This is a genomic window from Candidatus Eisenbacteria bacterium (genome assembly GCA_016867495.1).
Classification (GTDB): domain Bacteria; phylum Eisenbacteria; class RBG-16-71-46; order CAIMUX01; family VGJL01; genus VGJL01.
The window spans coordinates 1-5,360 of sequence record VGJL01000174.1 but is presented as its reverse complement, the minus strand read 5'-3'; the positions used below and the strand labels follow the sequence as shown (position 1 = coordinate 5,360).

Annotated in this window: 6 protein-coding genes; 2 read left to right on the top strand and 4 right to left on the bottom strand. The window is 67.4% G+C overall.

Annotated features, from left to right (window positions below):
• From folE to FJY88_11580, 4 genes are all read right to left on the bottom strand, one after another.
• On the bottom strand, positions 1 to 516 hold a 516-nt coding region (folE, locus tag FJY88_11595; protein ID MBM3287975.1), incomplete at its 3' end, for a GTP cyclohydrolase I FolE.
• Positions 516 to 1,001, bottom strand: coding sequence for a 6-carboxytetrahydropterin synthase (locus FJY88_11590; GenBank protein MBM3287974.1), 486 nt, complete (start codon positions 999 to 1,001; stop codon positions 516 to 518). The genes FJY88_11590 and folE, both read right to left, overlap by 1 nt.
• An 84-nt stretch (positions 1,002 to 1,085) precedes the next feature.
• Positions 1,086 to 2,132 (bottom strand): bifunctional oligoribonuclease/PAP phosphatase NrnA, encoded by a 1,047-nt coding sequence (locus tag FJY88_11585; protein ID MBM3287973.1) that lies wholly within the window; start codon positions 2,130 to 2,132, stop codon positions 1,086 to 1,088.
• Positions 2,133 to 2,330: 198 nt separating this feature from the next.
• Complete coding sequence (locus FJY88_11580; protein ID MBM3287972.1) at positions 2,331 to 3,128, bottom strand: M48 family metallopeptidase; 798 nt, start codon at positions 3,126 to 3,128, stop codon at positions 2,331 to 2,333.
• 273 nt (positions 3,129 to 3,401) lie between these two features.
• Between FJY88_11580 and FJY88_11575 the strand changes: the two genes are divergently transcribed.
• Complete coding sequence (locus tag FJY88_11575; protein ID MBM3287971.1) at positions 3,402 to 4,751, top strand: isochorismate synthase; 1,350 nt, start codon at positions 3,402 to 3,404, stop codon at positions 4,749 to 4,751.
• Positions 4,748 to 5,360, top strand: a 613-nt coding sequence (menD, locus tag FJY88_11570; protein MBM3287970.1) for a 2-succinyl-5-enolpyruvyl-6-hydroxy-3-cyclohexene-1-carboxylic-acid synthase, incomplete at its 3' end; no start/stop codon positions are given. The genes FJY88_11575 and menD, both read left to right, overlap by 4 nt.

Genomic DNA, 5,360 nt, shown 5'->3' with positions numbered 1-5,360 from the left:
GCTCCGGGCCGCACGATCGTCCCTGAAGACGCCCAGCATCGTGCTGGTCGTGGCGAAGGCGTTCTGCTTCTGGACGCCGCGCATCGCGATGCAGAGGTGGAAGGCCTCCACGACCACTCCCACTCCGAGGGGACGGATGGCCTCGTCGATGCACTGGGCGATCTGCTGCGTGAGACGCTCCTGGATCTGGAGCCTCCGCGAATAGGCGTCCACGATCCTCGGGAGCTTCGAGAGACCGATGATCTTGCCGTCGGGAAGATAGGCGATGTGGGCGCGCCCGTAGAACGGAAGGAGATGATGCTCGCAGAGGCTGTAGAAGTCGATCTCCTTGACGATCACCATCTCGTCGTACGGCTCGTCGAAGATCGCGCCCGTCAGGATCTGGCGCACGTCGTGGTCGTGTCCCGCGGTCAGGAACCGGAGGGACTCCGCGACCCTCCTGGGCGTCTTCTGCAGCCCTTGCCGGCTTGGATCCTCGCCCAGCTCCAGCAGCAGCGAACGGATCAGATCCTCCATCATCTTCCACTCTTCCTCTCAGCGCCTTGATACCTGACGAAGTTCGTCCTGGACTCGTAGAGGGAGAGCTCGTGCAGGACGCATCCCGGAATCCGCCCATCGAGCCTCTCCCAGAAGCGGATCACCAGATTCTCGACCGTCGGCACGCAGTCCTGGAGAAAGTCGACGTCCAGGTTGAGGTTCTTGTGGTCGACATGAGCGATCAGGAGCGCGTCGAGAATCTCCTTGAGCTGCTTCAGGTCGATGATCATCCCCGTCTGCGGATCGGGCCGGCCCGCAAGCGTGACGTCGAGGACGTAGTTGTGCCCGTGGCCGTTCGGATTGTTGCAGATGCCGAAGACCTCGCAGTTCTTCTCCCAGGAGAAGTCGGGATTGAACAGACGGTGGCTCGCGCTGAACTCCACCTGTTTGGTCAGGTAGACAACGGGCCCGGAGCGACGCCTCGGCTTCGGCGCGGGAACGCCCGCGCGAGGAGATGGCTTCATCCCTGCTTCCTCCGTCACATGCGCGATCGCTGGGCTCGGACGGCTGCCGTCCGGCGGATGGTCGCTCCATCCTATCACAATCGGTCAGATGCGGAGTGAGCCGGTCCGGGAGATCGGGACGCACGCGGCCACGGTCTCCGTGTAGAGGTCCCTGATGATTCTGAGGACGATATCCTGAGCCTCGTCGAGAGAGATCGGCAGGAAGACCCCGGCGGCCGTGATGCGTCCGCCGCCACCCAACTGCCGCGCGATGGCGCCGACGTCGTGCTGCCCCTTCGAGCGGAAGGTGACGCGGCACCCGAGTCCCGCGACCTCGCGGAAGAGAACGCAGACCTCGATCTCCGCGATCGGCAGCAGGGAGTCGAGGATCCCGTCGCCGTCGTGGATGTCGGTCCCCGTGTCGACGAAGACCTCGTTGGGGATCGAGAGCCAGGCGATCCTCCCGCCCCTCTCCTGGTGGAGCCCGTGCAGCGCCCGCTGGTAGAGATGCAGCCGCTGGTAGCTCTCGTTCTGGAAGATCGAGCGCGAGACGACGGCGTGATCGGCCCCGTGCCGGAGCAGCTCGGCGGCGACGAGGACGGTGCTGTTGGCGGTCTGAGGAAGACGCAGCCCCCAGGTGTCGAACATGACGCTCGTGTACAGGGCCTGAGCGATCTCGGGCGTGATCGTGGCGCCTGCCCAGCAGAGATACTGGTAGATCATCTCCCCCGTGCTCGAGGCGGATGGATCGACGATGCCGAGGTCGCTGAAGTTGGGGCCGGGATGGTGATGATCGATGGCGACGATGGGCAGGCGGCTGTTGCGCAGCAGCTCCGCGAGGGGACCCATGTAGTCCCAGGTCCCGACGTCCACCGCGACGACGACCTGGGCCTCGAGGGGAATCGGCGAGGAGCCGTTACGCCCCAGATCGTGAACGGGATAGAGGTTGAGAAGGTAGGAGTAGCAGTCCCTCGCCGCGCTCGGGTTCAGGATGCGGACCCGCTTTCCTCGATCCTTGAGGTAGAGGCCCAGGGCGATCTCCGAACCGATCGAGTCGCCCTCGGGGAAGACGTGGGAAGTCAGAAGGAAGTCGCGATGGCGCTCGACCACGTCGTGGAAGGCCTGCCATCCCTGGCTCCGCAAGGCGTCCATACCCTCATTCCCCACGCAGCGGTCTGGCACTGAGCATCACCGGGATTCCCCCTGTCAGCGCGGCCAACGCGTCCGTGACAGGTTTCCACGGCGACCGGGGATCCGCAAGCTGTTTATGCGATCCTCCCGCCGGCGGGAGGGGAAAAGCACCCAGACGGCCCAGCCGGATCCACCCGCCGATCGCGCGCCGCTCCCATCTCAGGGCGCGGGACGGTAGTAGCCGAGCGCCTCGGGCATCCACTTCTGAAGCTGCTCCACGCGCGTCCCTCCGCTCGGGTGCGTGCTGAGCCACTCGGGCGGCGCCTTTCCCTCCGCCTGCTTGGCCATCCGCTGCCAAAAACCGATCGCTTCCCTGGGGTCGTAGCCGGCCTTGGCCATGTAGACGAGCCCGATGTGATCCGCCTCGCTCTCCTGAGACCTGCTGAAGGGAAGGAGGACGCCGACCGTGCCGCCGACGCCGTAGGCGGCGAGCACGACATTCCGCGTGGCCGGGCTCTTGTCCTTGAGCAGGGCCTCCAGCCCCATCCCGCCTATCTGGAAAGCGAGCTGATCGGTCATCCTCTCCCCGCCATGCCTCGCGATCGCGTGGGCGATCTCGTGGGCCATCACGGTCGCGAGCCCGGCCTCGCTCTGCGCGACGGGCAGTATCCCCGTGTAGACGGCTACCTTCCCTCCCGGAAGGCAGAACGCGTTGACCATGTCGTCCTTGATGAGATTGAACTCCCAAGCGTAGCCCGGCTTGTGCGAGACGGCGGCGATGCGCTGCCCCGCTCGCCGCACCATCTCGACCTCGGGCCCTGACGATACGACCTCCGACTTCGACAGGATCTCCTTGTAGCTGTCGAGGCCGAGGGCCATCTCCTGGCTCTCGGGGATGATGTTGAGGCTCTTGCGGCCGGTGATCGGGACAGTGGCGCAGCCGATGGCGGTTGCAAGGACGAGCACGAGCAGGACCACGCAGGACAGCGGACCGTGGCGGCGGAAAGCGAATCGCATAGCGGGCATCCCCCTCTCGCGGTGGGAGTATACATCTTGTGGAGCGGAGACGGACGGGACGGGGGACAGCCTGACGATCTCGTCCCGCCCCTCCCTGCGCTCGGACCGCTCCGGGGCTCATCCGAGACACTCGCTTGGCGCGGCCTCGCCGCCCAGGTAGGTTCGAGGCGTGAACGGGACCCGACCGGCTCCCGAAGCCCCGCGCCGTGAACGCGACCATGGCGGGGCGGAGCTAAGCGGCGGGGTCTCCCGGGTCACGGAGGCTACTCTCCGATGCGCCGGTCGCTCGCGACGCACACGCTCGGCCTTTCAATTGAGGAGCTGGACCGCATCGCCGCGGGGTGCGAGGGGCTTCCGATCGTCCGGTGGTCGGAGCCGGCGAGCGGGGGGATCGAGTCGTGGCTCGGCATCGGCGCAGCCGATGAGCTCATCGCCGAGGACGCCGCGACGGCCCTCGCGCTACCCGACCTTTGCCGGGGACGCCTCGCCTCGTTGGAGTCGCCCGGGGATCTGGATCCTCCTCTGCGCTACTTCGGCGGGATCGCCTTCGATCCCACGGCCCCGCCCCATCCGGCGTGGCGGTCGGGCGCGCCCGCGCGGTTCGTGCTCCCCGAGATTCTCATCCGGATTCGGCGCGGCGAGGACCGGGCCTCGGTCGCCGTGACGGAAACCGCCGGGGCGGGGATCCTCGGAGGAGCCGGAGGCTCGCGAGAATCGATCCGCCGGCTCATCGAGCGGTGGATCGAGAAGGCCCGCTTCTCCGCCATCGATCTGCGGCCGGCCATCGATCCGCGGCCGGCCATCGATCCGCCCGCGGAGCGGGAGAGATGGAGTCGCGCAGTCCGGAGCATCCTCGCGGAGATCGAGGAAGGCACCCTGCGGAAGGTGGTCCTGTCGCGCGATCTCGTCATCGTGTCGCAGCGCGAGATCCCCTTCCTGAACCTGCTGCGGGCGATTCGCGCCGTCTCGAGCCGTCATACGGGTTTCCTCTTCCGGTTCGATCGTGATTCGGCCTTCCTCGGGGCGACGCCGGAGGGCCTGCTGAGGCAGGCCGGTCTCGACTTCTCGTGCGACTGCATCGCGGGCACGGCGCCGCGATCGACCGACCCGGGGATGGACGCCCGGCTCGCCGCGTCCCTGCTCGAGAGCGCGAAGGAGAGGCGGGAGCAGGCGATCGTGCGCGAAGGGATCCTCGAGGAGCTGCGTCCCCTCGCGGACCGCTTGGAGGCCGAGGAGGAACCGCGGATCCTGGATCTTCCGGGCCTTCGCCATCTGTCGTCACTCGTCACGGGGCGCATGAGGGAAGGAGTCTCGCTGGGGAGGCTGATCGGCGCCCTCCACCCGACGCCCGCGGTCTGCGGCCTTCCTCGGGAGAGATCGCGTCGCATGATTCGGGACTTGGAGGGAAGGCCTCGGGGCTGGTACGCAGGTCCGATCGGATGGATCGATCTCCGGGAGAGCCGCTTCGCTGTCGGAATTCGCTCTGCCATGCTGAGCGGCTCGAAGCTTACACTGATCGCCGGCGCGGGGATCGTCGAAGGCTCGGATCCCGACAGCGAATGGGAGGAGGCGCGGATGAAAGCCGCTTCCCTTCTCCGTCTCTTCACGGAGGCGCAGCCATGACCGAGAATCTCAACCTGCTCGCGGCGGGGGTGCTGATCGATGCCCTGGTCGCCTCCGGCGTGCGGCGCATGAGCGCCTGCCCCGGCTCGCGCTCGGCTCCTCTCGTCATCGCCGCAGACAGGAATCCCGCCATGCGGGTCGAGATGCACCTCGACGAGAGATCGGCCGCCTTCTATGCCCTGGGGAACGCGAAGGCGACGGGCTCGCCCGCGGCAGTCCTCTGCACCTCGGGGACCGCGGCGGCGAACTTCTTCCCCGCCCTGATCGAGGCTTCGCTCTCCGCGGTTCCCCTCGTGCTGCTGACCGCGGACCGCCCGCCCGAGCTGCGCCAGTCGGGTTCGCCTCAGACGATCGATCAGGTCCATCTCTACGGGCGCCACGCCCTCTTCTTCCAGGACCTGCCTCTTCCCGAGGCCGACCTCACGCTCCTGCGGAGGATCGCGGCGATCGCGGCGCACGCCTGCGCGGTCGCCGTCGGATGCCCCAAGGGTCCCGTGCACCTGAACGTCCCCTTCCGAGAGCCGCTCGCGCCGGTCGCGATGGAAGAGGACGGCGTCCGGTCTCTTGAAGAGGCCCTCGGGAAGAGCCACGCCGCCGGCCGGTTCGCGA